4 protein-coding genes are annotated in these 2,922 nt (G+C 62.1%); all 4 read right to left on the reverse strand.

The window, feature by feature from the left end; all coding sequences use genetic code 11:
* Positions 1–34 precede the first annotated feature (34 nt).
* A complete protein-coding gene (locus A1351_RS08270; RefSeq protein WP_064032739.1) occupies positions 35–457 on the reverse strand; it encodes a hypothetical protein in 423 nt (140 codons plus the stop codon).
* A gap of 44 nt (positions 458–501) precedes the next feature.
* Positions 502–831, reverse strand: a complete 330-nt coding sequence (locus A1351_RS25810) for an AlpA family transcriptional regulator (RefSeq protein ID WP_245291618.1) — start codon at positions 829–831, stop codon at positions 502–504.
* A 60-nt stretch (positions 832–891) separates the two neighbouring features.
* The gene (locus tag A1351_RS08280) at positions 892–1,797 is read right to left on the reverse strand and encodes a hypothetical protein (RefSeq protein ID WP_064032740.1); all 906 of its coding nucleotides are present in this window, start codon (positions 1,795–1,797) and stop codon (positions 892–894) included.
* Positions 1,794–2,922 (reverse strand): integrase arm-type DNA-binding domain-containing protein (locus A1351_RS08285; protein ID WP_083967235.1); only part of this gene is annotated, 1,129 nt, incomplete at its 5' end. The genes A1351_RS08285 and A1351_RS08280, both read right to left, overlap by 4 nt.

A 2,922-nucleotide genomic window follows, 5' to 3' on the forward strand; every position in this document is an offset into this window, starting at 1 on the left:
ATTGCGCGCGGCGATCGAAGGAGCCGGCATGTCGTCAGTGTGCCGTAGCGAGACGCCTTTCTTCGACGAAGGCGAAAAACCGCTCGCGTATCGCGGCGAATAGCGCGGCGACGACACGCTCTCCCCATTCGGCGACAATCGCGTCCAGGACGGCCGCAGCCCGTTTGGAGAGGACGCGCGCGGGGTCGACGGAGCGCAGACCGAATATGCTCGCGATGATTTGGTCGCCGTGTTCGTCGGCCATCCCCTGGAGAATATGAGCCTCATCCCACGCGGCGCAGAAACAAAGGTCGCGATCATTCGGGTGGACTTTGAGGAAGCGCTCTTCGGCGTCGAGAAATTGACCTTCGAACCAGGGGCGTAGCTTCGCGACTTGCTGTGATCGCGAGAGCTTCCAGCGGTATGTGTGGTCGAGTGGGGGTAGGCGATCTTCAATCGTATTGAAGGTGTTCGTCATGTCACTACTCCTTACGCTTGTGCGCCACACTGGCGCAGTGAATATCAGACGACGACGCGACGCCTTCCGTTGTCAGCGCGTTGCGATTGCTCAGCACGATCGGCGAGCCAAGCGTCGATATGCGACTTCGGCCACGCGACGATTCGAGGGCCGAGCTTCACCGGACGCGGGAAAGTGCCGACCGCCATCATCTCGTAAATCGACGAAGTCGAGAGCCCAAACGTCGCGCGAAGATCGCGCTCGCGATACATCGGCAGTCCGATCGGCAATCCATCCCACGGGGCTTTGCCGTTCGAGTGTTTGGCTTGCGTGCTGGCGTTCTTCATTGTTCGATCCTCCGGTGACTCACGGCTAATGCCGTAGGATGCAAACAAGATGCGCCGAGGCGCGGCATTGCGGCAACGTGTGAGCAGCCTGATATTTGGCGGGGCTTATTAACCCTCTCTCGCTTGCCAGCGGTCGCGCGCCATTTCCCAAAGCGCACGATGCTGTTGGGCCTCTGGCGGCTCGTCCCACCACGGGCGCGCCATCTTTCGCGCCTCTCGGGGCTCATTCATGCGTGAACGAATCGTTTGGTCCGGCATTGGCTCCCACTTCCCGAGAGCGTCATCTTTCACCTTCGAGACTTCCGCGCGCGCTCCCTCGGGAGGTCGCAATGTTTCGACTACAGCACGCATTTCGGCATAGCACGCCGTCACAAACCGGACGAATGGGCCACTTCGCGGATTTGTCGGAACTGTGTTCGGTTCGAAAGCCAATTCGTAGAATCCGGCGACGATCGACAGCACACACTGGTGAAATTCCGTGTCGGCTCTTTTCTTGATATCGAGGCCGATGGAATCGGGGATATCCATCTCTCCACAGGCGCGGGCATACCCGCGAGCCTCTCGCCTATCTCTCCAGAGGCGGCGTTCTTCGGTCGCCCACTCAAGATGACCGTGGCGCGCATCTAAGATAGAGCGGATATTCGACAACTCTTTCGCTATGCGCGTAATGCACATATCAAGAAAGCGTGCGTCCACAGTGTCGCTCGGGTTTAGACACGCCAACGTCACGCTCAATTCGGAGACCGCGTTCGAGGCTCTCTCGATTGCCGCTTTCGCTGCCGGATGCGCCTTCCTCGCAGGTTGCGTGAACGTGAGCCCGGATGCGCGGCGCATGCAATAGTCGAACACTGAGAATAGGCGATCGACGTCACCGGCAACTTCCGCGCCGAGCGGTGCCCCTGTCGCGGCAATGATGCGTTCGAAAGCGGTTCGATCGGGTGCGAACAACCCGTTGACGAGATGATAGGATGCAATGATCTCGACTGCGTCGCGACTATCGGCGGGCTCGCTCATTTGCGTTCCTCCGATCGACGCAATTCGTCGAGCAGGTCGGCCCACCATTGCGCCATCGCTACGCGCTCTTCCCAATACTCGGCACGATGATAGGCGCGGCGAACGTCATTGTTCTCGACGTGGGCGAGCGCGCGTTCGATGGCGTCGGGCTTCCACTTGCCGGACTCGTTGGCGATCGTGGAGAACGTGGCGCGGAAGCCGTGAGAGGTCACTTCGTCACTGGCATAGCCCATGCGCCTCAGTGCGGCGTTGAGCGTGTTCTCGCTGATAGGGCGGGAGGCGCTGCGGACAGAGGGAAGGACCAACTCTCCGCCACCCGTGAGCCCGTGGAGCCGGCGCAGGATGGCGAGGGCTTGCCGAGGAAGAGGGACGCGATGCTCTCGGCGCATCTTCATCCTCTCGGCGGGAATCGTCCACACCGCCCCCTCGAGGTCGAACTCCGCCCAACGGGCCATCCGCAGCTCGCCCGGTCGAGGCGCGAGGATCGCCAGAAGGACTAGGGCGTCTCGGGTGGTCGACTGGCCGTCGAAGCCATCCACGGCTCTCAGAAGCCCGCCGAGCGCCTTCTTTTCGGTGATGGCAGGCCGAGCGGTCACGACGGGGCGAGTGAGCGCCCCTTTCAAGGCTCCCGTAGGATCGTTTTCGGCCCGAGCCGACGCGATGGCGTATCGGAACACCGCCCCAATGGTTGACCGGAGCCGATTCGCCGTCTCATGGACGCCGCGCGCCTCATTCTGCCGTAGGACCGTGAGGACCTCGGCGGCCGCGATCTCGCGAATCGGTCGTTCGCCGAGCGCGCCCTTGGCGAGCCCGAGAAGCCATTCGACCTTGCCGAGGGTCGCCGGGGCTCGCCCTTCCCGTGTCAGCTTGGCAACGTATTCGTCCGCAATGGTGGCGAAGGTGTCGCGAACAGCCTCGACGGCAGTGCGCTTCGCGTCCTGCTTGGCCTGCGACGGGTCGACGCCGGCCGCGAGCAGCCCCCGCGCATTGTCGCGCGCCTCACGGGCCATTTTAATGCTGACCTCGGGGTATCGCCCGATCGAGAGAAGCTTCTCCTTACCCCCAACTCGATATTTGAGACGCCAGAGGCGAGAGCCGTTCGGATTGACGAGCAAATGCAAGCCC

The sequence above is a fragment of the Methylosinus sp. R-45379 genome (assembly GCF_001644125.1).
In the GTDB taxonomy this organism is placed as follows: domain Bacteria; phylum Pseudomonadota; class Alphaproteobacteria; order Rhizobiales; family Beijerinckiaceae; genus Methylosinus.

Bases quoted from the DNA above. Each gene is read 5' to 3' on its own strand.
- A1351_RS08270 (WP_064032739.1), bottom strand. From the start codon at position 457: ATGACGAACACCTTCAATACGATTGAAGATCGCCTACCCCCACTCGAC.
- A1351_RS08280 (WP_064032740.1), bottom strand. From the start codon at position 1,797: ATGAGCGAGCCCGCCGATAGTCGCGACGCAGTCGAGATCATTGCATCC.